The organism is Pseudomonas sp. NBRC 111119 (assembly GCF_001320125.1).
Lineage (GTDB): Bacteria > Pseudomonadota > Gammaproteobacteria > Pseudomonadales > Pseudomonadaceae > Aquipseudomonas > Aquipseudomonas parafulva.
Genome location: NZ_BCAV01000067.1, coordinates 23,102 through 48,021, shown reverse-complemented (window position 1 = coordinate 48,021; position 24,920 = coordinate 23,102). Strand labels below are relative to the sequence as shown.

Below are 24,920 nucleotides of genomic sequence, written 5' to 3'. Positions count from 1 at the left end.
AAAGAAGATGTTGATCATGAATATCAACGCTCACCTTCCCATCAGGCCTGGCCAGGACCCCAACCTGGCCAACCTGATCGAATTGCTGCCCTGCGAAATTGACTGCCCCTTCACCTACACCATCATCGACAAGCGCACGCTTGGCTTGTCGACGTTTCTCTCCAGCTACCCGCTGGCCTGGCAACAGGAGTACTGCAGCAAGGCGCTATACCGCGTTGACCCGGTAGTCGCCCACGGCGTGGAAAGCGTGGCGCCCTATTCATGGATCGAAGCCTTCCAGCGCAAACCGATTGCCGGGCAAGGCGAGTTCGAAGCGCTGATGCGCCAGTTCTCCCTGGACGACGGCTACACCTTCGTGGTGCATGACCCGCAACACAGAATGGGCCTGCTGAACCTGTTCAACCGCGAACACAGCCCAGACTTCCATGCCAGGATCGATGCGATCAAGGGCACCCTGCAACTGGCTTTGGTGGCTTTCCACAGCTCGCTCAACGTCAGCACGAGCATTGTATCGAGCATCGATCAGGCGCTCACACTGCGCGAGCAAACGATCCTCGGCTGGGTCGCCATGGGCAAGTCCTACAGCGAGATCGCCTGCATCTGCGATATACGCGAGCGGACGGTGAAGTTCCACATGGCCAATGTGGTGCGCAAACTCGACGTTCAAACCGCCAAGCAGGCAGTGTTCGAAGCATCGCGTCTAGGTATTGCCTGACGGCAGCACTACCCACCCAGCCTGCCCGACAGCCTGGCCTGTACCTAGGTACAGTTCGAGCGCGCCTGGATCGACAATGCGATCCGTGAAAGCCAGACGCAAGAACAGCCCGCAAGCTTTGCCGAGCTGCGCAAGATGCTGGCCGCGCTGGTGGAGCAGGACAAGGCCGACAAACCGCCCACGGCACGCTACGTGGCGCAGGACATGGACCTTGACGAGTTCAAGATCCTGGTACAGGAGTTTGCGCTCGATGGCCTGACCGAGGCACAGGTGTTCTACCACCTGATGCCACGCTTGAGCCTGGAGGCCCAGATGCCCATGCTGCGCATGATGATCGACGAGTTCGGCTCCGGTAACATCAAGCGCTCCCACACCACGCTGTACAAGGTGCTGCTCGACGAACTGGGCATGCCGACAGACCTCGAGAGCAATATCAAGGCAAACGGTGAGGCCGGCTGCTCGTTCCCCAACATGTTCTGCTGGTTGACCATGCGGGCCGATGATCCGTCGTATTTTGCCGGGGTGATCACGTACTTCGAGACCGTGGTGCCCTTCTTCTTTGGCTGCTACACCGCGCTGTGCGAGCGGCTGAGCATCAAGGCCCATACCTACTACACCGAACACGTACACATTGACGCTTTCCATGCCCTGGAAGGGCAACGGCTGCTCAAGGCCATGGATAATGACCGCGCACTCGACTACGTCAAGGCGTGGCAAGGCATCTGTATGGGCCGCCTGATCACCAATACCGCGTTCGATGAGGCGGTGTACAAAGCTCAAGCCTCCAAGGCGGGCAAGGAGGTGGCGCATGCTTGAAGAGGCGGACGTCGCCCTGCGCCCAGCCACCTTCACCGTGCAGGTAGGTGACCAGACCTACGAGGTGCCGAGCCTGTGCCCGCACAGGCAAGGGTGGCTGGAGCATGGCATGGTCAATCATGACCGTCGCACCATCATGTGCCCGCTGCACTTCTCGGTGTTCAGCCTGGAAACAGGCGAACAGTTGAGCGGCCCGGACTGCGGCAGCCTCGCCTGCCGGAAGCTCACTTGACCCACTGAGCCGCAGCAGCGGCCACTCGACTTAATGATGTGCTGCCTTGCCTAGTCAGCCCCAAAAAGCCGAAAGCCCGCAATTACGCGGGCTCCCGGGGTTTATCTGACCACGTGCTCCTGGCTTACACCGGACGTGGGATTATTCCCACTCAATCGTCGCAGGCGGCTTGCTCGACACGTCGTAGGTCACCCGCGAAATACCTTCGATTTCGTTGATGATCCGCCCGCTGACGGTTTCCAGCAGTTCGTACGGCAGGTGTGCCCAACGGGCGGTCATGAAGTCTACGGTTTCGACGGCGCGCAGCGCGACGACCCAGGCGTAACGGCGGCCATCGCCTACCACGCCCACCGACTTCACCGGCTGGAACACCACGAAGGCCTGGCTGGTTTTGTGGTACCAGTCAGCTTTGCGCAGCTCTTCGATGAAGATATGGTCGGCACGGCGCAGGATGTCGGCGTATTCCTTCTTCACTTCGCCGAGGATGCGCACGCCCAGGCCCGGGCCAGGGAATGGGTGGCGGTAGACCATGTCGTACGGCAGGCCCAGTTCCAGGCCGATCTTGCGCACTTCGTCCTTGAACAGCTCACGCAGTGGCTCGACCAGCTTGAGGTTCATCTCTTCCGGCAGGCCACCCACGTTGTGGTGGGACTTGATCACGTGGGCCTTGCCGCTCTTGGCGCCAGCCGACTCGATCACGTCGGGGTAGATGGTGCCTTGGGCCAGGAACTGGATGTTCGGCAGCTTGCTGGCTTCGGCATCGAAGATGTCGATGAAGGTGCGGCCGATGATCTTGCGCTTCTTCTCGGGGTCGGCTTCGCCGGCCAGGTTGTCGAGGAACTGCTTTTCGGCGTCGGCACGGATCACCTTGACGCCCATGTTCTCCTTGAACATGGCCATCACCTGGTCGCCTTCGTGTAGGCGCAGCAGGCCGTTGTCGACGAATACGCAGGTCAGCTGGTCGCCGATGGCGCGGTGCAGCAGCGCCGCAACCACCGAGCTGTCAACGCCGCCGGACAGGCCCAGCAGGACGTTGGCCGAACCCACCTGCTCACGCACCTGGGCAATGGCGTCTTCGACGATGTTGGACGGGGTCCACAGGGCTTCGCAACCGCAGATGTCCTGCACGAAGCGGGACAGAATGCGACCGCCCTGCTTGGTGTGGGTCACTTCCGGGTGGAACTGCACGCCGTAGTAACCACGGTTGTCGTCGAACATGCCGGCGATCGGGCAGCTGGGGGTGCTGGCCAGCACGTGGAAGTCAGCCGGCATCTGGGTGACCTTGTCGCCGTGGCTCATCCACACGTCCAGGCCCAGCACGCCGTCAGCGTCGATATGGTCTTCGATGCCATCGAGCAGGCGGCTCTTGCCTACCACGTCGACACGGGCGTATCCGAACTCACGCAGCTCGGAGCCTGCAACCTTGCCGCCCATCTGCTCGGCCATGGTCTGCATGCCGTAGCAGATGCCCAGCACGGGCACGTTCAGGTCGAACACTGCCTGCGGCGCACGGGGGCTGTTGGCTTCGTGAACCGACTCGGGGCCACCGGCGAGGATGATGCCGCGCGGGTTGAATTCGCGGATCGCTTCATCGTCCATGTCGAACGGGTGCAGTTCGCAGTACACACCGATCTCGCGCACGCGGCGGGCGATCAGCTGGGTGTACTGGGAGCCGAAATCGAGGATCAGGATACGGTGGGCGTGAATATCGAGGGCCATGGGGGAATCTCTGATTCAGCTGCGAGCTTGAAGCTGCAAGCTGCAAGTTGATCGGGGAAAACGCGGCAGCTGCTGAACGCAGCCACCGCTTGGAGCTTGAAGCGCGAGGCTTACTGCTGGCGGCAATCAGCCGACGCGGTAGTTGGGGGCTTCCTTGGTGATCTGTACGTCGTGCACGTGGGACTCGGCCATGCCGGCACCGGTGATGCGCACGAACTCCGGCTTGGTGCGCATCTCTTCGATGGTCGCGCTGCCGGTATAGCCCATGGACGAACGCAGGCCGCCCATCAGCTGGTGGATGATCGCGGCCAGCGCGCCTTTGTACGGCACACGGCCTTCGATACCTTCCGGTACCAGCTTCTCGGCACCGGCCGAGGAGTCCTGGAAGTAGCGGTCGGACGAGCCTTGCGCCTGCGCCATGGCCCCCAGCGACCCCATGCCGCGGTAGGCCTTGTAGGAACGGCCCTGGAACAGCTCGACTTCGCCTGGAGCCTCTTCGGTACCGGCAAACATCGAACCCATCATCACGCAGGACGCACCGGCAACGATGGCCTTGGACAGGTCACCGGAGAAGCGGATACCGCCGTCGGCGATCAGCGGCACGCCTGTGCCTTCCAGCGCAGCGGCAACGTTGGCGATGGCGCTGATCTGCGGCACGCCGACACCGGCAACGATACGGGTGGTGCAGATGGAGCCTGGGCCGATACCGACCTTGACCGCATCGGCGCCCGCTTCGGCCAGGGCCTTGGCAGCAGCGCCAGTGGCGATGTTGCCGCCGATTACCTGCACGTGCGGGTAGGTTTCCTTGACCCAGCGAACGCGGTCGATCACGCCCTTGGAATGACCGTGGGCGGTGTCCACCACCACCACGTCCACACCGGCAGCGACCAGGGCGGCTACGCGCTCACCGGTGTCCTTGCCAGTGCCGACTGCGGCGCCGACACGCAGGCGACCCTGGTCGTCCTTGCTGGCCAGCGGGTAGGCCTTGGCTTTTTCGATGTCCTTGACGGTCATCATGCCCTTGAGGCTGAACTTGTCGTCGACGATCAGCACCTTTTCAAGGCGGTGCTTGTGCAGCAGCTCGCGCACTTCGTTCTTGTTGGCGCCTTCGCGCACGGTGACCAGCCGCTCTTTGGGCGTCATCACGTCGCGGACCTTGGCGTCCAGACGGGTTTCGAAGCGTACGTCGCGGGAGGTGACGATACCGACCAGATCACCGTTCTCCAGCACCGGAACACCGGAGATGTTGTTCAGGCGGGTGAGGTCGAAGAGGTCGCGCACGGTGGCATCGGCTTCGATGGTGATCGGGTCCTTCACCACGCCAGCCTCGAACTTCTTGACCTTGCGCACTTCGCCGGCCTGCTGTTCGATGGTCATGTTCTTGTGAATGATGCCGATGCCGCCTTCCTGGGCCATGGCAATGGCCAGGCGCGCTTCGGTGACGGTGTCCATGGCGGCGGAGACCAGCGGAATGTTCAGCTCGATGCCACGGGTCAAACGGGTCTTGAGACTGACTTCATTGGGCAGTACCTCGGAGTAGCCAGGTACAAGGAGAATGTCGTCGAAGGTCAGGGCTTCTTGGCTGATACGCAGCATCGCGGGGGCTCCCGGGCGGGAAAAATGGAAGCGCGCCATTATACTGATGCACGGCGCGCCGCTCAATGTAAATCAAGCTTCAAGTTACAGGCGGCAGGCTACAGAACGGTGTGTGCCACAGGACCTAGGCCTTGACCGACTGGCACTGGCTTACGCCTTGGCGTTCACCTGCACCACTGCCACCGGCTGGTCGAGCCAGTCGGCGAAGTTATCGAGGAACGCCTGGGTGAAGCCGGCCTCGCCCCAGTTGTTGAACATGAAGCCTAGGTTCGAGAAGGCGCAGGGTTGCAGGAAGATGAAGCCATTGATGTCATCTTCGAACCCACACAGCGGGCAGGTGAAGTTGTCGCTGACCCCCGGCATCCACTCTTCGAGGCTTTCGAACAGCGGCTCGCCCACCTCGCGCCGGCATTCGGGGCAACCGGCTTCTTCAAGAAACCCCTCGGTGGGGGTATAGATGCAGCGCTTGAGCATCACTTCAAGGCCGTTCACCGCTGTGCCAAACGGTAGTTTTTCGGGGTGCAGGGCCACCTTGCGCGCCCCTTCGGCCAGGGCATGACCCATGCGGTTGCCGGCTAGCCCGCAGGTGGTCAGTTGCTCCTCGACGACCTTTTCCCGTACCAGCCAGCGCAGGATGGCACGGGCACGTGCCTCGTGCACGGGGACGGTAGACAGCCGGGGGACGATGATGCTCTGGGTATTCATGAACGGTACAGGCCTGGGAAGCTGCAAGGGTCGGGCTATTCTACCCCCTGCTCAGGTGCTCAGGTACCGGCCGATGAGCGCCAGGCCGCTGGCCAGTACCAGCCAGGTGACCAGCCGAACGAACGCTTCGCGCGACAAGCGACAGGCGAGCCTGCGCCCGCACCACAGGCCAACGAACATCACTGGCAGCAAGCACAGGGCAAGCAACAGCAACCCCTTGTCGGCATACACCCCGGCGAGCATGAACAGCGCCAGCCGTACCACCGTGCTGCAACTGATCAAGGCGCTCTGAGTGGCACGCACCTGCTCCTTGGCCTCCAGCCGCGCGCTCAGGTAGAGGGCGTAGAGAAACCCGCCACTGCCGAACAGCGCCCCGAACAAACCGCCCACCGTACCCATCGGCGCCGCCCACCATCCGGCCAGGGTGGCCGGCCGCACCTTTACCGCCAACCCGTACAGGGCATACCCCGTCACGAACAGCCCCATCAACAACAGCAGCACGTCCGACCTGAGCTTCAGCAGGAACACCACGCCCAAGGTACAACCGATGGCCATGAACGGCAGCAGCCGCAGCAACTCGCCACGCACTACATCGCGACGCGAAGGCAGCAGGTTGCCCAGGGCTGCCACGAAATCCAGCAACACCAGCAGGGGGATGAGCCGGGACAACGGCATGAAGTTGATCAGAATGGGCCCGGCCACCAGCGCGGTACCAAAGCCGGCAATGCCGAATACCACATAGGCCGCAGCCACCCCCAGCAGGATGAGCAGCCAGCCGAGCGGGCTGAACGGCAGTTGGGCGAGCAGGTCAGCGAGCATCCGGGCCACACCTTCTAGTCATTTCAACCTACCTTAACCAGACCACAGGCATGCCGGCTAATATCCAATATCGCCACCCGCCATCTCGAAACGGCATAGCCCATGATCTCTACCCGCCAATTACGCTACTTTGTGGAAATCGCCGAGAGCGGCAGCTTCAGCGCTGCTGCCGAACGCCTGTACATTGCCCAGTCAGCTCTCAGCCGCCAGGTCAAGGAACTGGAGCAACAACTGGGCACGCCGTTGTTCGAGCGCACCGCCCGCCTACCTCGCCTGACGGCCGCCGGCGCGGCATTTCTACCGCGTGCGCGCAACGTGTTGCAGGACCTGGAAAAAGCGGGTGACCTGGCCCGCGCGGTCGGCCAGGGCCTGCGGGGTAGCCTGCGGCTCAGCCATTCCAGCACCGTGCCGCTGACCGGGCTGCTGCTGCAACGCCTCAGTGGCTACCTGCAGGAAAACCCAGAGGTGTGCATGGAAATCGCCCAGCTGTCCTCTGAAGGCCAGCTAGAAGAGCTGGCCCACGGGCGCCTGGATATCGGAATGCTGCGGCTGCCGGTACTGCGCCAACACGAAGGGGTATGCATCGAGCCACTGTTCGATGAGCCGCTGTTATTGGCGGTGGCGGGCCACCACGCCCTGGCCAACCGGAAAAGCATTGGCCTGAACGAGCTGCGTGAGCAACCGTTCATCTCCCTCCCCCATCACCAGCGCGGCGGGTTGAGCTACCTGTCGGCAGAGCTGTGCATGGGCGCCGGGTTCTTCCCACGGCCGGCCCAGGTGGTTTCGCGCAAGACCACCCAGTTGCAACTGATTCAGGCCGGGTTCGGGGTGGCGCTGCTGCCGCAGTGCATGCAAGACATCGCCCCCGCTGCACTGCGGTTCATCCCTGTGAACGACCACGGTTGCGTCAGTACGGTGGCGGTTGCCTACCGTCGGGATGCCGGGGCGCTGGTCAGGCAATTCAAGGATCACCTGGGCGGCGGCGCTTGACCTTGAAGTAGCTACAGGGTCCACGCTAGGCAAAACACGGAGGTTTTGCAATGAGCATTCAACAGCATTATCTGCAGCCCACGCCGATACTCGACTTCGACGCGCCGGCAATCAGCCGCCTGATTGAAACCCGCGGCTGGCGACAGCTGCCGCCGCAGCGTGGCGCCCAGGCAGTCTACGAGTTTTGCCGCGACGAGATTCTGTTCGGCTACAACGCCGGTGCCGACAGCACACCTGCGTCAGTAACCCTCGAAGAGGGGCTGGGTCACTGCAATACCAAATCGACCCTGTTGATGGCCTTGCTGCGTGCCCTGGGCATCCCTTGCAGGCTACGCGGCTTCACCATCGACAAGCGCCTGCAAAAAGGGGCGCTGACAGCATTTGTCTACTGGCTGGCGCCTCAGGAAATCCTGCACACCTGGGTCGAAGTTTTGCTGGACGGCAGTTGGGTGGTACTGGAGGGAGTGATTCTCGACCAACAGTACCTGCAGGCCGTGCAGGCCCGGTTCAGCGATTGCCGACATGCTTTCGTGGGGTACGCGGTGGCCACTCCGTCCCTGGCCGAGCCACCTGTTCAATGGACCGGGCGCGACACCTACATACAACGCGAGGGCATTGCCCGCGAACTGGGGCTATATGCTTCGCCCGATGCGTTCTATCGCGAGCACAACACCAACCTCAGCGGGGTCAAAGGTTGGTTGTACCGGCACTTTTTCCACCGGCAGCTGAACGCTAACGTGCAACGGATTCGCGCAGGCGCAAAGGGTGAGCGGCCCTGCGACCACGCCGGTCGATGACCCGCTTGCAAGCACTCGGCAACTGGCAACTACCACACAGGCACGACACCCTGCCCCGCTATCCTTTATAGTGCCGCCCATGATCAGAGACCCTTTCGAACGCCTCGGCCTTGACCGGGAAGTGCTCACCGTCAGCCAACTCAACGGCCGCGCCCGGGTGCTGCTGGAAGACGTATTCCGCAGCGTGTGGGTGGAGGGTGAAATCTCCAACCTGGCCCGCCCTGCCTCCGGGCACATGTACTTCACCCTCAAGGACAGCGGCGCCCAGGTGCGCTGTGCGCTGTTCCGGCAAAACGCCACGCGGGTGCGACAGGCATTGCGCGATGGCCTGGCAGTGCGCGTGCGCGGCAAGGTTTCGCTGTTCGAGGGGCGCGGTGACTACCAGCTCATTCTCGACACGGTCGAGCCGGCCGGTGACGGCGCGTTGCGCCTGGCCTTCGAAGCACTGAAGGAAAAACTCGGCGCCGAGGGGCTGTTCAGCACCGAGCGCAAGCAACCCCTGCCGGCCCACCCGCAGCGCATCGGTATCGTGACTTCCCCCACCGGTGCGGTGATCCGCGACATCATCAGCGTGTTTGCCCGGCGTGCACCGCAGGTGGAATTGAACCTGATCCCCACTGCCGTGCAGGGTCGCGACGCCATCGCGCAGATCGTGCGGGCCCTGCGCCTGGCCGACAGCCAAGGCTTCGATGCGTTGATCCTGGCCCGCGGCGGCGGCTCGCTGGAAGACCTGTGGTGCTTCAACGAAGAAGCCGTGGCGCGGGCCGTGGCCGCCTGCCGCACCCCTATCGTGAGCGCCGTAGGCCACGAAACGGACGTCTCGATCAGTGACTTTGTCGCCGATGTACGCGCGCCAACCCCTTCGGCTGCCGCCGAGCTGCTGGCCCCCGACAGCAGCGGCCTGCAACATCGCCTCGATGGCCTGCAACGGCGCCTGCTGCTGCGCATGCAGAACCGCCTGGCCCATGACCGCCTGCGCGTCGAGTCGCTGGCCCGGCGCCTGCGCCACCCAGGCGAGCGCCTGCGCCAACAGGCCCAGCGCCTGGACGACCTGGACATGCGCCTGCGCCGTGCATTCATGCACACCCTCAACCAGCGCCGCGAACGCATGGTGCGCCTGGAAACCCGGCTGGCCGCGCAGCACCCCGGGCGTGCGCTGACGTTGCTCGGCCAGCGCCTGGACAGCCTGGCCGAGCGCCTGCCACGTGCCATGCGCGATGTGCTCAAAGACCGCCGGCAGCGTTTTCAGGCACAACTGCAGACCCTGCAGGTGGTCAGCCCGCTGGCCACCCTGGCACGCGGCTACAGCATCCTGCTGGACGAACGCGGCCAGGCTGTGCGCAGCGCCGAGCAGACCCACAACGGCCAGCGCCTGACGGCCCGCCTCAACGAAGGCGAACTGCACGTACGCGTCGAAGACAACCACCTGACCCCGGTCACGCTCTCTTTACTGGACTGACACATGCCACGTCTGCTCGCCCCCCTGTTTGCCCTTACCCTCACGCTGCTGGCGACCGGCGCCCAGGCCAGCTACATCACCCGCACGCTGGACAAGCCGGTGCCTGGTGGCGTTGCCGTGGTCGACCTCGGCCCGGCCGCCAGCGCCCCCAGTGCGCGCTTCGACGGCAAACCGGTACTGGTGGTGAAGGAGCAGGACAACTGGCTGGCGATCGTGGGCATACCGCTTACCCAGAAGCCCGGCAGCGCTGTGCTGCAGCAAGGCAGCCGCAACCTGCCGTTCACCGTCGGCACCAAGCAGTACCCCGAGCAGCGCATCACCCTCAAGAACACCCGCCAGGTGAACCCCAACCCGGCCGACCTCAAGCGCATCGACCGCGAGCTGGCCGAACAGATCAAGGCCTACCGCAGCTTCAGCCCTGGCCTGCCCAGCAACCTGATCCTCGACAAGCCGGTGAATGGGCCGCTGTCGAGCAAGTTCGGCGTGCGCCGCTTCTTCAATGGCGAAGAGCGCAACCCGCATGCTGGCCTGGACTTCGCCGTACCAGCCGGCACGCCGATCAAGACACCCGCCAACGGCAAGGTGATCCTGGTGGGGGACTATTTCTTCAACGGCCGCACGGTGTTCGTCGACCATGGGCAGGGCTTCATCAGTATGTTCTGCCATATGTCCAAGATCGATGTGAAGGTTGGCCAACCGTTGCGGCGCGGGGACGTGGTGGGGCGCGTGGGCTCGACCGGGCGTGCTACCGGGCCGCACATGCACTGGAATGTCAGCCTGAACGATGCGCGGGTGGACCCGGCCATTTTCATCGGCGCGTTTCAGCCCTGAGATCGACGGCGCGGCGAGCATGCCCCTACTTCCCTCGATTTGCGCCATCGAAAAATACCCAGCAAAAATACAAAAGCCTGAGCCGGATTAGTGCCATTAAATCTCGCAAAATGGCTTTTTTTAAGCATTCCTCTCAATTTTTTTCAAGCGCTTGCCATCCCCCACCCCACTGGTTAGGGTTGAGGGCATGAAAACCTTCAGCACCCTCATTCTGCTCCGACAACATCGCAGCCTTTGCCTGGTCAGCGCTCGACTACCAGGCTGAATCGCGTCGCCTCGCCCCTTACCTCGTTATTGCCCGGCAGGCCCGACCTCGGCCGCACACAAAAGGATTGCTTCCATGACCATGCTCAAAGACCCTTCGAAGAAATACCGCGCGTTCCCGACCATCGACCTGCCTGACCGTACCTGGCCGTCGAAAACCATCACCGCCGCGCCCATCTGGTGCAGCTCGGACCTGCGTGATGGCAACCAGTCGCTGATCGAGCCGATGGACGCGGAGAAGAAGCTGCGTTTCTGGAAGACCTTGGTGCAAGTCGGCGTGAAGGAAATCGAAGCCTCGTTCCCGTCCGCCTCGCAGACCGATTTCGACTTCGTGCGTACGTTGATCGAAGACGGCCACATCCCGGATGACACCACCATTCAGGTGCTCACCCAGGCCCGTGAAGACCTCATCGCCCGTACCTTCGAGTCGCTGCGCGGTGCCAAGAAGGCCATCGTGCACCTGTACAACGCCACCTGCCCGGCCTTCCGCCGCATCGTCTTCAACCAGGACAAGCAGGGCGTGAAGGACATCGCGGTGAACGCGGCCAAACTGTTCGTCAAATATGCTGCCCAGCAGCCGGAAACCCACTGGACCTTCCAGTACTCGCCCGAAACCTTCAGCGCGACCGAAATGGAGTTCGCCAAGGAAGTGTGCGATGCAGTGATCGAGGTGTGGAACCCCACCCCTGAGCACAAGCTCATCCTCAACCTGCCGGCCACCGTGGAAGTTGCCACGCCGAACATCTACGCCGACCAGATCGAATGGTTCTGCCGCAACATCAACCGCCGCGACAGCGTGATCATCAGCCTGCACTGCCACAACGACCGTGGCACCGGCATCGCCGCCACCGAACTGGGGCTGATGGCCGGCGCCGACCGTGCCGAGGGCTGCCTGTTCGGCAACGGCGAGCGTACCGGCAACGTCGACCTGGTCACCCTGGCCCTGAACCTCTACACCCAGGGTATCGACCCGTTGCTGGACTTCTCCGACATCGACGGCGTGCGCAAGGTCGTGGAAGAGTGCAACCAGCTGCCGGTTCACCCACGCCATCCGTATGTGGGTGACCTGGTACACACCGCCTTCTCCGGCTCGCACCAGGATGCTATCCGCAAGGGCCTGGCCAAACAGCAGGAAGGCGCATTGTGGGAGGTGCCTTACCTGCCGATCGACCCGGCCGATATCGGCCGCAGCTACGAGGCCGTCATCCGTGTGAACAGCCAGTCGGGCAAAGGTGGCATCACCTACCTGCTCGAACAGGAATACGGCATCAGCCTGCCGCGCCGCATGCAAATCGAGTTCAGCCAGGTGGTACAAGGCGAAACCGACCGCCTGGGCCTGGAAATGACCGCCCAGCAGATCTACAGCCTGCTGCACAAGGAATACCTCCAGGCCAACGCGCCTTATGCCTTGGTCAGCCACCGTCTGCAGGAAGAAAACGGCCACAGCGCCGTGGAAGTGGAAGTTGCCGGCGAGGGCGAAACCACCCTGCACTGGCGCGGCAAGGGCAATGGCGCCCTGGAAGCCCTGGTGGCAGGCCTGCCAGTGGCCGTGGAAATCATGGACTACAACGAGCACGCCATTGGCGCGGGCACCAATGCCAAGGCCGCGGCGTACATCGAGCTGCGTGTGGCCGGTGGTCGCCCGGTGCACGGTGTGGGCATCGATGAAAACATCACCACAGCCAGCTTCAAAGCCCTGTTCAGCGCGCTGAACCGCTCGCTGAGCCAGCAGCAAGCCAAGGCGGCCTGATCAGCCATTACGAGCAAAGCTCGCTCCGCCGAATGCCCCACTTACCGGCAGGAGCGAGCAAAGCTTGCGATGCACCGCCTGCGGCGCACCTTCCCCAGGCCAAAAAAAAGGGCGCCGACCAAGCGCCCTAAAAGCCGTAAAGCACACAACAAATTCAGTTGCCTTCAACCAGGGCCATCGCCTCAGCGCTGCAGGCCTGGATCCGCGCCCAGTCGCCGTTCTTGACCCAGCTGCTGTCCAGCATCCAGGTGCCCCCCACGCACATCACATTCGGCAGCGCCATGTAATTGCGCACATTGGCCGGGTTCACGCCGCCTGTTGGGCAGAAACGGATATCGCCGAACGGCCCGCCGAAGGCCTTGATCGCGGCAACCCCGCCACTGATCTCTGCCGGGAACAGCTTGAAGCGGCGATAGCCCAGCGCATAACCCATCATGATCTCGGACGGTGTGCTGATACCCGGCAGCAGCGGGATCTCGCTCTCCACACCCGCCAGCAGGATGTCCTGGGTAATGCCCGGGGTCACCACGAACTGGGCACCGGCAGCCTCGACCGCGGCAAACATTTTACGATCGAGCACGGTACCTGCGCCCACGCACAGCTCTGGGCGCTGCTCACGCAGCACCTGGATGGCCTTCAGCCCGTGCTGCGAGCGTAGCGTTACTTCCAGGGTACGGATGCCACCTGCTGCCAGTGCGTCAGCCAGTGGCAGGATGTCTTGCTCGCGGGCAATGGTAATCACCGGCAGGATGCGCGCCGCTTCGCAGATGGCGTCGACCCGGTCGGCTTTCCCGGCCATGGAAAGCAGGGGCTGTGGGCGTTCGAGGGTGGTCATGACTGTGGATCCTTGGCTCATGGGCACCAGTAGATGTCCAGGGGGGCATGTAGAAAGGCGCGAATCGGCATTTGCGCGAGGTCGTTGCCAGCCAGCGCGGCGCGCAGGGTAGCGAGTTTGCCCTGCCCTTGCACGGACAGCGCAGTGAAAGCGGCGCCCGCCAGCAGCGAGCGGGTCATGGACAGCCGCTGGTGCGGTACCACCGGCGCGAGCATTGGCAAACAGCGACGCGGGTGGGTGGTGTCCAGCCCCAAGGCCAGGTTGGGGCTGCCGGGGAAAAGCGAGGCGGTGTGCCCGTCATCCCCCATGCCCAGCACCAGCACGTCGATCGGCGGCAGCTCGGCCAATGCCTGGTCGGCCAGCTCGGCGGCCGCCTCGAGGTTGGGCGCCTGCTGGTACAGGCCGAGGAAGCGGGCCTTGGCAGCAGCCCCCTTGAACAGATGCCGGGCCAGTAGCCCGGCGTTGCTGTCCGCATGTTCGACCGGCACCCAGCGCTCATCGGCCAGGCTGACCGTGACGTTGTTCCAGTCCAGAGGCTGGCCGGCCAGTTGTTCCAGGAAAGCCACCGGGCTGCGCCCACCCGACAACACCACGCAGGCATGCCCATTGGCAGCAATGGCGGCGCGCAGGCGTGCAGCCACGTCTTCGGCCAGGGTGGCAGCCAGGGTACGGGCATCTGCCAGGGCGTGCGCTGTAGCGCTCGCGGGCAGTTGCAGTTCAGATATCGCCTCAGATGTCGCCATACCAGGCCCTCCCATCGCGTGTGATCAATGCAATCGAGCTCATCGGCCCCCAACTGCCGGCCGCATAAGGCTTGGGGGCGTCACCGGCGTTACGCCAGCCGGCGATCAGCTGGTCGCACCACTGCCAAGCGTGCTCGATCTCATCCTTGCGCACGAACAGGTTCTGGTTGCCACGCATCACTTCGAGCAACAAGCGCTCGTAGGCATCCGGAATCCGCGCACTGCGCCAGGCATCGGAAAAATTCAGCTGCAACGGGCCGCTGCGCAATTGCATGCCCTTGTCCAGCCCCTGCTCCTTGGTCATGACCCGCAACGAAATACCTTCGTCAGGCTGCAGGCGAATGATCAGCTTGTTCCCCACCTGCAAACGTTGTTCCGGAGCAAAGATATAGTGGGGCGTCTCCTTGAAGTGGATGACGATCTGCGACAGTTTTTGCGGCATGCGCTTGCCGGTACGCAGGTAGAACGGCACACCCGACCAGCGCCAGTTGCGGATGTCGGCGCGCAAGGCCACGAACGTTTCGGTGTCGCTCTGGGCGTTGGCGTTGTCTTCTTCAAGGTAACCGGGTACCGGCTTGCCATCGCTGTAGCCGGCAATGTACTGGCCACGCACCACGCGGGTGCTCAGCCCATCGCCGGTGATCGGGGCCAGTGCCTTTAGCACCTTTACCTTCTCGTCGCGGATAGCGTCTGCAGACAGCTCGCTGGGCGGGTCCATGGCGATCAGGCACAGCAGCTGCAGCAGGTGGTTCTGGATCATGTCGCGCAGCTGCCCGGCCTTGTCGAAGTACCCCCAGCGGCCTTCGATGCCGACCTTCTCAGCCACGGTGATTTCCACGTGGGAGATGGAGTTCTGGTTCCACTGGGTTTCGAACAGGCTGTTGGCAAAGCGCAGGGCAATCAGGTTCTGCACCGTTTCCTTGCCCAGGTAGTGGTCGATGCGGTACACGCGGTTTTCAGGGAAGAACCGCGCCACGGCATCGTTGACCCGGCGCGACGACTCAAGGTCGTGCCCAATGGGCTTTTCAAGCACCACACGGGTGCGCGCACTGAGGCCTGCGTTGTCCAGGTTTTCGCAGATCGCCCCGTACACCGCGGCGGCCGTGGCAAAGTAGGCAATCAACGGCTGCTCGCCCGGCACCTGCTCGGCCAGGGCCTGATAGCCCTCGGGCTGAAGAAAATCCAGGTGCTGGTAATGCAGCCGGGCCAGGAAGCGTGCGAGTGCCACTGGCTCCAGGTCCGCTTGCGCCACGTGCTGGCGCAGGTGCGCCTCGATGGTGCTCAGGTGGTCCTGGGCGCTGCCCGCCTCACGGGCCAGCGCCAGCAGGCGCGTCTGGGGGTGCAGCAGGTTGGCCCGGTCGAGTTGGTACAGCGCAGGAAACAGCTTGCGCAGCGCCAGGTCGCCCAAGGCGCCAAACAGGGCAAAGGTGCAAGGTTCGACACTGATTGCAGCCATGATGTTGGTTCTTTCCTAAAGTTGGACTAGGAATACCGCTTTCACATACGGTTTTCAAGGGCTAATGTAGTAAAAACCACAACATTAGACAGAAGTACGACAGACAAGTGGTGCGCAACTCGCACCGCCAGTACGATAGACGACCGTGCAAAAGGCCTGCTGCTCCCACAGCCGCCTGTCTTCCCGACCCAAGGACACCCCATGGACCGCGTGAGAAACCTTCTGGAACAGATCCAGGGACGCCTCGACGAGCTGAACAAGGCCGAACGCAAAGTCGCCGAAGTCATTCTGCTCAACCCGCAACAAGCCACCCGTTTCAGCATCGCTGCACTGGCCCAGGCGGCCAAGGTCAGCGAGCCTACCGTCAACCGCTTCTGCCGTTCGTTCGGCGTCAGCGGCTACCCCGAACTCAAGCTGCAACTGGCGCAGAGCCTGGCCAGCGGCGCCGCCTATGTCAGCCGGGCGGTGGAGGCCGACGATGACCCAGCGGCCTATACCCAGAAGATCTTCGCCAGCGCCATCGCTTCGCTCGACAGCGCCTGCCAGCAGCTCGACCCGCAGCAAGTCAGCCGCGCCGTGGACATGATGATCCAGGCCCGGCAGATCCATTTCTTCGGCCTGGGCGCCTCGGCCCCGGTGGCGCTGGACGCCCAGCACAAGTTCTTCCGCTTCAACCTGGCCGTGTCGGCCCACGCCGACGTGCTGATGCAACGCATGCTGGCCTCGGTGGCGCATACCGGCGACCTGTTCGTGATCATTTCCTACACCGGGCGTACCCGCGAACTGGTCGAGGTGGCGCGTCTGGCGCGGGAAAACGGCGCCTCGGTACTGGGCCTGACTGCTGCCGGTTCGCCGCTGGCCAATGCCTGCAGCCTCAGCCTGCACATTCCGCTGCCCGAGGACACCGACATCTACATGCCCATGACCTCGCGCATCATCCAGCTGACCGTACTCGACGTACTGGCCACCGGCATGACCCTGCGCCGCGGTGTGGACTTCCAGCCGCACCTGCGCAAGATCAAGGAAAGCCTCAACGCCAGCCGCTACCCCATCGAGGACGACGAGCTCAACTGAGCCGGTGCGCCTGCAGGCTCAGGTGCGCGCGCTGCCCCGGTGCCAGGCTCAGGCCTTCGTCACTGCCGCTGGCCGCTTCGACGCACACGAAGCGCTGGCACTCGCGGCCCGTCACACCCAGTAAAGGCCGGCTGCCCGGGTGCCAGACCACCGTGTCATCGCTGTCACCGGTGTCGATGCACAGCTCGCGCTGCCAGGCCGGGTCCTGCAATTGCACCCGGGGTATGCCCGGGTACACCCGCTGGCAGCCGCCCTTGAGCTTCAAGGCGCCACCCTGGCGGCAGGCCTGACGGCTGAGCCGGTCATAACCTTCGATGTCTTCGAGCCCGGACAGCGCTATCTCGGACACGTCACTGATACGCCAATACGCCAGCAGCGCATGGCTCAGCTGGCAAGGCTCGCTGTCCTGGTGCTCGGTGCTCAGGCTCAGTTCCATGCGGCTGCCCAACTGGGCGTGCAGGTCCACCTGCCAATCGCACAGTTCCAGCCGCCACCTGAGGCTGACCCCCTGCTCGTCCTCCTGGCTGTCCATCAGCTTCCAGTCCAGCAACCGCGCCCAGCCATGGGCTGGCCACAAATCCTCGCTAGGGTGGCGGCCATACCACGGCCAGCACACCGGCACACCGCCGCGGATGGCACCCACCTGCGGCCACTGCTCGGCGCACCACAGCCAGGGCCGTTCCCCTGCTGGTTGGAAGTGCAGCAGTTGCGCGCCCTGGCGGCTGAACACCGCCTGGCAGCGGGGGTGATCGATGACCAGCACATCACGCTGCTGGTAACGCTCCCACTCGAACGTCGGCCGCGGCCGCTGCGAGGCAAAGAAGCGATGAAGCGGATGGTCCGGCATGGTTCAGGGCTCTTGTTGTTTGAGGTAGCGCTGTCTCGGCCTGTCCCCGCTACCCACTGCTGGGCAGTGGGTAGCGGGCGCCAAAAAGGGATTGGCGTAAATTTACAACAAATGGCGTCAGAATGACGACTGAATCTTCAGGCCTGCGACCAGCGCGTTATCCACTTCGTCCACCCCGCCCGGGCTCTTGATGTACTGCAGGTTGGGGCGCACGGTCAGCCAGTTGGTCACGTGGAAACCGTAGTACAGCTCGGCGTTGTACTCGGTGCGCTGCAGCGGCACGAAGCCCGGGTTGTCGTAATCGTCGATGCCGCTTTGCGCGTTGAGCTGCTGCGCGCGCTTGCGCACATCGTCGTTGACATGGATACGTGCGATACCAAAGCCGATGTCGTCTTTGGGGCGGGCATCGAACGCGCCTTTGTACACCATGCCCACCTGCTGGTAGTTGTCCACCACGTTGGTGGCCTTGTCATGCACGGTGAAGTTGGCGAACAGGCTGAGGCCACGGTTGACGTCCCCGGCCTGGGCCGTGACTTGCTGCTGCGCCACCACCCACCAGCCATGCTTGCTGGAATGGGACTTGAAGCCCGACCCGCTGATGCCCTGGGCATTGCCGTTCACATCCTTGTAAACGTCCTGGGCGTCGGCAGTGCTGTAGTAGTAACCCAGGCGGTACTCGCCCGGCAGGCCGTTGACCTTGGGCGACCAGACCATTTCCACCGGCAGGATCGCCCCCTTGGTGCCGCTGCCGCTGAGCTTGAAGCCATTGCCGGTTTCCAGGTTGGAGGGGTTCTGCTCGTAGGCGCCCACCTGCACGAAGAACTCCGGCGTGATGTTGTACTTGACCCGCAGCGCCCACTGGCTCACCGGCCAGTTGTACCAGATGCCGCCCACCCAGTTGCCCACCTGGGAGCCGCAGAACGACAGGTTCTGGAAGTCGCACGGGAAGCTGTTGAAGTCCTCGCCCTCGCCAAACCGGCCGAATTTCACGTCCAGTGCGCCATCGAAGTACTTCTGCTTGACCCACATCTGGGTCAGGCGCCAGGTCTGGCCACGGCCCCATACTTCCTGCACCGAGCTGAACTGCCCGGCACGCGGGTCGCTGATGCGGTCGTTGGACAGGTTGCGGCCGCTGCGCTCGGTGATCGCCAGCTTGAACTCGGCATCGTGCCAGCCAAGAATCTTTTGCAGGTCCAGGTGTGCGCCCAGGGCAAACTGATCGCTGTAGCGCGCCGTCTTGTCGTGGTTGTAGCCGCCGCGCAGGTTACCGGCCACCTCCCCCACGTAGTCGACGGTGAAGTCGTAGCCCTTGTCGAGCAGCTCGGTACGGGTGCCACCCCAGTCCCCGGTCATCCATTTGGATTCACTGGAAAAGGCCTCGGCAGCTTGAGCGGCAGTGCTGCAGGCCATTGCCAGCGGTGCCAACAGGGCCAGTGAGCCCCAGGCGGTGGTGCGTTTGCGCTGTTCCATCCCTTTACGTCCTCTTTTTTCTTATTTGATGGTGTTGACGAGTCAACGGCCCGTACTGGCAGCCGCGTTGTCCATTACGCTTGCGGTGGTGCTGGCCAGGCGCAGCCGTTCGCCGCTTGCAGCGTCGAACAGCAGTACCCGTGCCGGGTCGAATTGCAGGGCAAGCGTGTCACCCACCCGGCACGCCACATCCGGCGCCAGTCGGCAACACACCTTGGTCTGGTTGAGGGTGACGAACACCAGCAGGTCGGGGCCGGTGGGTTCGGTAACCTGCACCTCGGCGCGGATGCCGGGCAGGCCATTGCCCTGCGCACCGCCCAGGGCGATCTGCTCGGGGCGGATACCCAGTATGACCTCGCGCCCTTCCAGCTCGGCAGCAGCGCCGGGCAATGGCAATTCGCAACGCGCCTGGCCACTGTCCAGCACGGCCACCAGGCAGCCGCTCTGCGCCGTCACCCGCACGGGTACGAAGTTCATGGGCGGCGAGCCGATGAAGCTGGCGACGAACTGGTTGGCCGGGTCGTTGTAGATCTGCTGCGGGGTGCCGAACTGCTGGATGATGCCGTCCTTCATCACCGCCACCTTGTCACCCAGGGTCATGGCCTCGATCTGGTCGTGGGTGACATACACAGTGGTGGTCTTCAGGCGCTGGTGCATCAGTTTCATTTCGGTGCGCATCTCTACGCGCAGCTTGGCATCGAGGTTGGACAGCGGCTCATCGAACAGGTAGATCTTTGGCCTGCGCGCCAACGCACGGCCCATGGCCACACGCTGCTGCTGGCCGCCCGACAGCTGCGCGGGCTTGCGCGCCAGCAGGTGCTCGATTTGCAGCAGCTTGGCCACCCGCGCCACCTCTTCGTCGATGGCCGCCTGGGGCATCTTGCGGATCTTCAGGCCGAACTCGATGTTTTCCCGAACGCTCATGGTGGGGTACAGCGCATAGGACTGGAACACCATGGCGATGTCGCGGTCCTTGGGGCTCATGCCGCTGACGTCCTGCTGGTCGATCAGAATGGCGCCGCCAGTGATCTGCTCAAGGCCAGCGATGCAGTTCATCAGCGTGGATTTACCGCAGCCTGAAGGCCCTACCAGAATCAGAAACTCCCCGTCCTTGATGGCCAGCTGAATGTCCTTGAGGGTGTCAGGCAGGCCGCTGCCGTAGGTCTTGTTCACATTGCGAAGTTCGAGCGTTGCCATGACTTACCCCTTGACTGCGCCGGCCGCAAGCCCGCGCACAAAATATTTGCCTGCCACCACATAGACCAGCAGCGTCGGCAGCCCGGCGATCATTGCCGCGGCCATGTCGACGTTGTATTCCTTGGCCCCGGTGCTGGTGTTGACCAGGTTGTTCAGGGCCACGGTGATCGGTTGCGAGTCGCCGCTGGAAAACACCACGCCAAACAGGAAGTCGTTCCAGATCTGGGTGAACTGCCAGATCAGGCAGACCATGATGATGGGCGTGGACATGGGCAGGATGATGCGCCGGAAGATGGTGAAGAACCCGGCACCGTCCAGCCGTGCGGCCTTCACCAGTGCATCAGGGATGCTCACGTAGAAGTTGCGGAAGAACAGCGTGGTAAACGCCAGGCCGTAGACCACGTGCACCAGCACCAGCCCGGTGGTGGTGCTGGCCAGGCCCAGCTTGCCCAAGGTAAACGAGGCCGGCAGCAGCACGGTCTGGAACGGCAGGAAGCAGCCGAACAGCAACAGCCCGAAGAACAGCTGCGAGCCGCGGAACCGCCACATCGACAGCACGTAGCCGTTCAGCGCACCGATGGCAGTGGAAATGGCCACCGCCGGCACGGTGATCAACATCGAATTCCAGAAATAGCCACTCACCGTGCCCCAGGCCTTGACCCACCCCACGGTGGTGATCGCCGTCGGCCAGCTCAGCAGGTTGCCGGTGCCGATGTCTTCGGGGGTTTTGAAGCTGGTCAGCAGCATCACCACCAGCGGTACCAGGTACAGCAGTACCGCCACCAGCAGCACGGCATGGATGGCCAGCCGCGCCGGGCTCAAGGCCGGTTTGTCCACAGCGCTATGCATGGCGTTTGCTCCGCAGTTCGGAATACAGGTAGGGCACCAGGATGGCCAGCACGGCGCCCAGCATCAGAATGGCACTGGCCGAGCCCATGCCCATCTGCCCACGGCTGAAGGTGAACGAGTACATGAACATGGCCGGCAGGTCGGACGAATAGCCCGGGCCACCTGCGGTCATCGCCGCCACCAGGTCGAAGCTCTTGATGGCAATGTGCGACAGGATCATCACGGCGCTGAAGAACACCGGGCGCAGGCTGGGCAGCACCACCTTCCAGTAAATGCGCGGCAGGCTGGCACCGTCGATCTGCGCCGCACGGATGATCGACGGGTCGACGCCGCGCAAACCCGCCAGGAACATCGCCATGATGAACCCGGAGGCCTGCCACACCGCAGCAATCACCAGGCAGTACACCACCCGGTCAGGGTCGATCAGCCAGTCCAGGCGAAACCCCTCCCAGCCCCAGTCGCGCAGCAGCTTGTCCAGGCCCATGCCCGGGTTCAGCAGCCACTTCCAGGCCGTACCGGTAACGATCATCGACAAGGCCATGGGGTACAGGTAAATGGTGCGGATGAAGCCTTCGCGGCGGATGCGCTGGTCCAGCAGCACCGCCAGCAACACGCCGATGGCCAGGCTGATGGCGATGAACAGGCCACCGAACACCAGCAGGTTCTTGCTCGCCACCCACCAGCGGTCGTTGTCGAACAGCCGCGCATATTGGGCCAGCCCCGCCCACTTGTAAGTGGGCAAGAAGGTCGAGGTGGTGAAGGACAGCACGAAGGTCCAGAGGATGTAGCCGTAGAACCCTACCAGCACGATGAACATGCTGGGCGCCAGTACCAGTTTAGGTAGCCAGCGCTGCAAGGCGTCCAGGGGGGATGCCCGCAGTTTCGCGGTTGCTGTAGTCATGGTGTGATTACCCGGGGCCTGGGCAGCCCCTTGTACAAGTCAGTCCCGGCCCTGCCGCCAGCCAGCCCGCGCCACACAGGCATGCCTGCAGGCACCGGCTGGCCGGCGATACGGCCATGAGCGCGTTACTTGGCCGCTTTGATCGCCGCCGCCAGCTTCTTCGCCGCATCGGCCGGGTCGGCCTTGGGGTCGTTGATGTAGTTGGTCACCACATCGAAGAAGGCCCCCTGCACGGCCAGCGTGGTGGCCATGTTGTGCGCCATGCTTGGCTGCAGGCCGCCATTTTTGGCGTCGGCCAGGAAGTCCTTGGCCGATGTCTGGGCGCAGGCATCGAAACCGTACTTGCCCATGTCGGCGAGCATGTCGTTGCGCACCGGGATGGACCCCTTGTTGGTGCTGAACACCTTCTGGAATTCCTCACCCATGACCTTGCGCGCGATGTCCTGCTGGCCTGCGGCGGTGCCGGCATCCTTCTGCTTGAACACCACCAGCGAATCGATGTTGTAGAGGAAGGCCTTGTCGGTACCCGGGAAGGGTACGCACTGGTAATCCTTGCCGGCGGTTTTCTTCGCCAGGGTCCACTCGCTCTTGGCCCAGTCGCCCATGATCTGCATGCCGGCCTTGCCGTTGATGACCTTGGCGGCCTCCAGGTTCCAGTCCTGGCCTTTGCCGTCCGGGTCCATGTAGGTGGCAAGCTTCTTGAGTTCGGCCAACGCCTTGATCATTTCAGGCCCGGTGAGGGTGGCGTTGTCCAGGTCGACGAAGGCCTTCTTGTAGCCATCCGGCCCCATTACCGACAGCACCACAGTCTCGAACACCGTGCTGTCCTGCCAAGGCTGGCCGCCGTGGGCGAGCGGGATGATGCCGGCGGCCTTGAGCTTGTCGGCGGCTGCGTAGAATTCGTCGAGGGTAGCGGGCGCCTTGTCGATACCGGCTTTCTTGAAGGCTTCGGGGTTGATCCACAGCCAGTTGATGCGGTGGATGTTCACCGGCACGGCCACGTAGTCACCGTCGTACTTGACCGTGTCGGCGACTTTTTTGTCGAGCAGCGAATCCCAGTTCTCTTGCTTGGCAACGTCCTTGAGCACGTCGCTGTCCAGCAGCCCGGTGGCGGCCCAATCCTGGATGTCCGGCCCCTTGATCTGGGCCACGCCCGGCGGGTTGCCCGCTACGGCACGGCTTTTCAGCACGGTCATGGCGGTGGCACCACCACCACCGGCAACGGCGCCATCCTTCCAGGTGAAACCGTCTTTTTCGACCTGGGCCTTGAGCACATCGACGGCGGCTTTTTCACCCCCGGACGTCCACCAGTGCACCACTTCGACAGTGCCTTTGGAGTCGGCAGCTTGGGCAGCGAGAGGGGTTAGCGAGGCCAGCGAGATAGCGGCAGCGAGACGAAGGTAGGAAGTCATTGAAACACCTTATTGTTGTTATGCCGTGCAAGTCGGTCGCTTGCGTTGCATGGAGTCTAAACAGCGTGCGCGCCCCGCCAGGTAACGAAGCGATGCGCGATTGTCATCGTTTGGTTACATTGCCGGCCAACGCGGTGGCCAGGCTCGGGGCAAGCGGCAGCCCTGGCAGCAGCAAGGCCTGGTAGGCGTGGTAGAGGTCGGGCTTGCCAGGCCAGAGGGTGCCGGCCGGGCAATTGTGCGGGTCGAGTTCGTGGTGCCAGCTGCCGCCTTGCAGGTCGATGAAATGCTCGGCGATGAAGTCCCAGCAGCGGCGGTACCACAGCTCGTAGCGCAGGTCTGCGGTGCGCTGCAGCAAGGCAGCCGCACAGGCGCAGGCTTCGGCGTGCACCCAGTGCAGGCGGGCCCGTACCAGCGGCTGGCCAGCCCAGTCCAGGGTGTAGGCAAACCCTGGGCTGCCATCGGCCTGCCAGGCCTGCTGGCAGGCTGCCTCGAACAGCGCCTGGGCGCTGTCCAGCAGCCAACCCGGCGCCGGCAGGCCAAAGCGCTGCAGGCTGGCCTCCAGGTGCAGCAGCAGCCGCGCCCACTCCAGGGAGTGCCCGGGGGTAGTGCCATAGGGGCGGAAGTGGTCGGCCGGGTGGTCCTGGTTGTAGTCCTTGGCCGGCTGCCAGAAGGCGTCGAAGTGTTCGATCACCCGGTAGCCACTGGCGGCCGCATGGGTGTGGATGATGCGTTCGGCGATGCGTAGGGCCCGCTGCAACCACAGGCTGTTGCCGGTGACGTCGGCCAGGGCCAGGAACGCCTCGGTGCCGTGCATGTTGCTGTTGGCCCCTCGGTACGGCTCGGGCAGTTGCCAGGCGCGGGAAAAGGTTTCCTGAAGGGCGCCCTCTTCTTCATTCCAGAAATGCTGCTCGATGACCTGTATGGCGGAGGTGAGCAGCGCCTGCGCACCGGCAACGCCGGCTACCACTGCCGAGCTGGCAGCCAGGGCAACGAAGGCGTGCAGGTAAGCGTCCTTGCCACTGTCTTCACGCCCTTCTGCATGGGCGAACCAGCCGCGGTAATGCTCATCCCACAGCGGGCCGCGCAATGCGGCCACGCCGTGTTCGGCATAGGCCAGACAACCCGGGGTACCCTGCAAATGGGCCAGGGCAAAACAGTGGGTCATACGCGCGGTGGTCAGCGTTTCTGCGCAAGCACCCGGCGCAAGTTGGCCGTTGGCCTGCAGGTTGCCGAAGCCACCGGGCAGCCTTGCCGCCTTGGCGAAGGCCAGCAGCCGTTGGCCTTCGGCCAGGCGCCAGGCAGTATGCGCCGGGGCGTCCAGCCAGCTGTTCGAAGCGGTGTTGTGGTTATTCATGGCCAGCTCGATCCTTGCCAGTCGTGGGGCGATTCTAGCCAGCGGGGCTGGGCGGGGTGTCACGAACGGGGGCAGGTTTGTCACCAGTC

The 24,920-nt window shown here is 63.5% G+C and carries 22 protein-coding genes and 1 pseudogene; 9 read left to right on the top strand and 14 right to left on the bottom strand.

What is annotated here, in order from left to right; genetic code table 11:
* Positions 1–16 precede the first annotated feature (16 nt).
* From APH25_RS25580 to APH25_RS22445, 3 genes and pseudogenes are all read left to right on the top strand, one after another.
* Positions 17–715 (top strand): LuxR family transcriptional regulator, encoded by a 699-nt coding sequence (locus APH25_RS25580; protein WP_256217607.1) that lies wholly within the window; start codon positions 17–19, stop codon positions 713–715.
* Positions 716–769: 54 nt separating this feature from the next.
* Positions 770–1,531: pseudogene (locus APH25_RS25575) on the top strand (iron-containing redox enzyme family protein); the annotation flags it as partial.
* Positions 1,524–1,763, top strand: a complete 240-nt coding sequence (locus tag APH25_RS22445; protein WP_060483445.1) for a Rieske 2Fe-2S domain-containing protein — start codon at positions 1,524–1,526, stop codon at positions 1,761–1,763. The pseudogene APH25_RS25575 and the gene APH25_RS22445, both read left to right, overlap by 8 nt.
* Before the next feature lie 141 nt (positions 1,764–1,904).
* Here APH25_RS22445 and guaA read toward each other — a convergent pair whose 3' ends face one another.
* From guaA to APH25_RS22425, 4 genes are all read right to left on the bottom strand, one after another.
* On the bottom strand, positions 1,905–3,482 hold the full coding sequence (guaA, locus tag APH25_RS22440; protein WP_028631457.1) for a glutamine-hydrolyzing GMP synthase: 1,578 nt from the start codon (positions 3,480–3,482) through the stop codon (positions 1,905–1,907).
* Positions 3,483–3,608: 126 nt separating this feature from the next.
* Positions 3,609–5,078, bottom strand: a complete 1,470-nt coding sequence (gene guaB / locus APH25_RS22435) for an IMP dehydrogenase (protein ID WP_028631458.1) — start codon at positions 5,076–5,078, stop codon at positions 3,609–3,611.
* Positions 5,079–5,228: 150 nt separating this feature from the next.
* Positions 5,229–5,783: a hypothetical protein gene (locus APH25_RS22430; RefSeq protein ID WP_060483444.1), complete on the bottom strand. Its 555-nt coding sequence runs from the start codon at positions 5,781–5,783 to the stop codon at positions 5,229–5,231.
* 51 nt (positions 5,784–5,834) lie between these two features.
* Positions 5,835–6,590, bottom strand: a complete 756-nt coding sequence (locus APH25_RS22425) for a sulfite exporter TauE/SafE family protein (RefSeq protein ID WP_060483461.1) — start codon at positions 6,588–6,590, stop codon at positions 5,835–5,837.
* Between the two features lie 114 nt (positions 6,591–6,704).
* Between APH25_RS22425 and APH25_RS22420 the strand changes: the two genes are divergently transcribed.
* The 5 genes from APH25_RS22420 (at position 6,705) to leuA (ending at position 12,693) form a co-directional block, all read left to right on the top strand.
* Complete coding sequence (locus APH25_RS22420; RefSeq protein WP_060483443.1) at positions 6,705–7,592, top strand: LysR family transcriptional regulator; 888 nt, start codon at positions 6,705–6,707, stop codon at positions 7,590–7,592.
* A 50-nt stretch (positions 7,593–7,642) separates the two neighbouring features.
* Positions 7,643–8,389, top strand: a complete 747-nt coding sequence (locus APH25_RS22415) for a transglutaminase family protein (protein ID WP_060483442.1) — start codon at positions 7,643–7,645, stop codon at positions 8,387–8,389.
* A 79-nt stretch (positions 8,390–8,468) separates the two neighbouring features.
* Positions 8,469–9,848 (top strand): exodeoxyribonuclease VII large subunit, encoded by a 1,380-nt coding sequence (gene xseA / locus APH25_RS22410; protein ID WP_060483441.1) that lies wholly within the window; start codon positions 8,469–8,471, stop codon positions 9,846–9,848.
* 3 nt (positions 9,849–9,851) lie between these two features.
* The gene (locus tag APH25_RS22405; RefSeq protein ID WP_060483440.1) at positions 9,852–10,679 is read left to right on the top strand and encodes a M23 family metallopeptidase; all 828 of its coding nucleotides are present in this window, start codon (positions 9,852–9,854) and stop codon (positions 10,677–10,679) included.
* A gap of 340 nt (positions 10,680–11,019) precedes the next feature.
* Positions 11,020–12,693 (top strand): 2-isopropylmalate synthase, encoded by a 1,674-nt coding sequence (leuA, locus tag APH25_RS22400; RefSeq protein ID WP_028631465.1) that lies wholly within the window; start codon positions 11,020–11,022, stop codon positions 12,691–12,693.
* Between the two features lie 154 nt (positions 12,694–12,847).
* Here the strand turns inward: leuA and APH25_RS22395 are convergent, their stop codons facing one another.
* From APH25_RS22395 to zwf, 3 genes are read right to left on the bottom strand one after another with little or no spacing between them, the layout of a single operon-like run.
* On the bottom strand, positions 12,848–13,528 hold the full coding sequence (locus APH25_RS22395; protein ID WP_060483439.1) for a bifunctional 4-hydroxy-2-oxoglutarate aldolase/2-dehydro-3-deoxy-phosphogluconate aldolase: 681 nt from the start codon (positions 13,526–13,528) through the stop codon (positions 12,848–12,850).
* 17 nt (positions 13,529–13,545) lie between these two features.
* Entirely contained in the window at positions 13,546–14,286 is a 741-nt protein-coding gene (pgl, locus tag APH25_RS22390; RefSeq protein WP_060483438.1) for a 6-phosphogluconolactonase, read from the bottom strand.
* Positions 14,258–15,727: a glucose-6-phosphate dehydrogenase gene (gene zwf, locus APH25_RS22385; protein WP_028631468.1), complete on the bottom strand. Its 1,470-nt coding sequence runs from the start codon at positions 15,725–15,727 to the stop codon at positions 14,258–14,260. Before zwf ends, pgl begins: the two co-directional genes overlap by 29 nt.
* Before the next feature lie 210 nt (positions 15,728–15,937).
* On the opposite strand from zwf, the gene hexR reads away from it, so the two are divergent.
* Positions 15,938–16,801, top strand: coding sequence for a DNA-binding transcriptional regulator HexR (hexR, locus tag APH25_RS22380; RefSeq protein ID WP_169774905.1), 864 nt, complete (start codon positions 15,938–15,940; stop codon positions 16,799–16,801).
* On the opposite strand, the gene APH25_RS22375 is transcribed toward hexR, so the two are convergent.
* The 7 genes from APH25_RS22375 to APH25_RS22345 form a co-directional block, all read right to left on the bottom strand.
* Positions 16,794–17,648 (bottom strand): D-hexose-6-phosphate mutarotase, encoded by an 855-nt coding sequence (locus tag APH25_RS22375; protein ID WP_060483437.1) that lies wholly within the window; start codon positions 17,646–17,648, stop codon positions 16,794–16,796. The genes hexR and APH25_RS22375 overlap by 8 nt on opposite strands.
* A 117-nt stretch (positions 17,649–17,765) precedes the next feature.
* The gene (locus APH25_RS22370) at positions 17,766–19,058 is read right to left on the bottom strand and encodes a carbohydrate porin (RefSeq protein WP_236403184.1); all 1,293 of its coding nucleotides are present in this window, start codon (positions 19,056–19,058) and stop codon (positions 17,766–17,768) included.
* A gap of 102 nt (positions 19,059–19,160) precedes the next feature.
* Positions 19,161–20,315 carry an ABC transporter ATP-binding protein gene (locus tag APH25_RS22365; RefSeq protein ID WP_060483435.1) on the bottom strand — a complete coding sequence of 385 codons (1,155 nt, stop codon included), beginning with the start codon at positions 20,313–20,315 and terminating at the stop codon, positions 19,161–19,163.
* A 3-nt stretch (positions 20,316–20,318) separates the two neighbouring features.
* The gene (locus tag APH25_RS22360) at positions 20,319–21,164 is read right to left on the bottom strand and encodes a carbohydrate ABC transporter permease (RefSeq protein WP_060483434.1); all 846 of its coding nucleotides are present in this window, start codon (positions 21,162–21,164) and stop codon (positions 20,319–20,321) included.
* Positions 21,157–22,065, bottom strand: a complete 909-nt coding sequence (locus tag APH25_RS22355) for a carbohydrate ABC transporter permease (RefSeq protein ID WP_028631474.1) — start codon at positions 22,063–22,065, stop codon at positions 21,157–21,159. The genes APH25_RS22360 and APH25_RS22355 overlap by 8 nt, the downstream gene beginning before the upstream one ends.
* A 125-nt stretch (positions 22,066–22,190) precedes the next feature.
* Positions 22,191–23,477 (bottom strand): ABC transporter substrate-binding protein, encoded by a 1,287-nt coding sequence (locus APH25_RS22350; protein ID WP_060483433.1) that lies wholly within the window; start codon positions 23,475–23,477, stop codon positions 22,191–22,193.
* 103 nt (positions 23,478–23,580) lie between these two features.
* On the bottom strand, positions 23,581–24,831 hold the full coding sequence (locus APH25_RS22345) for an AGE family epimerase/isomerase (RefSeq protein ID WP_060483432.1): 1,251 nt from the start codon (positions 24,829–24,831) through the stop codon (positions 23,581–23,583).
* Positions 24,832–24,920: the final 89 nt, after the last annotated feature.